This window comes from Myroides odoratus (assembly GCF_001549985.1).
Lineage (GTDB): Bacteria > Bacteroidota > Bacteroidia > Flavobacteriales > Flavobacteriaceae > Flavobacterium > Flavobacterium odoratum_A.
In genome coordinates, this window is sequence record NZ_LROZ01000077.1 from 1 (window position 1) to 330 (window position 330).

At 47.6% G+C, this 330-nt stretch carries 1 protein-coding gene; it reads right to left on the reverse strand.

Features of this window, described 5'->3' with window-relative positions; genetic code table 11:
- Positions 1 to 330, reverse strand: a 330-nt coding sequence (locus AWV75_RS18325; RefSeq protein WP_156424223.1) for a hypothetical protein, incomplete at both ends; no start/stop codon positions are given.

Below are 330 nucleotides of genomic sequence, written 5' to 3' on the forward strand. Positions count from 1 at the left end.
GTTGCCAAGATCGATCTAATGGCTTCTCCAGAACAGTTGCCAAGTAAAACTTGACAGAAACAGATAACATTGGAGGACAAGTTATTATATGTTCTGCCACTTCAACCACAAGCCTGTATTCTTTGCCTTCGCTCATCGGCCTAGTCTCACCACTCACCACACGGATGAACTTCATTGATGCTCCTACTAGCTTGTGTGTGTGTTCCATCACTGAAAACCTTCCCATCTCTTGCACGTACGGATCGTGGATATTCTTGATTGGTTCCCAACCGCCTGGCTTGCACCGGTTTTGGTGCAAGGCATCGTTTTGTCCCGGGGCGATGACCTCAA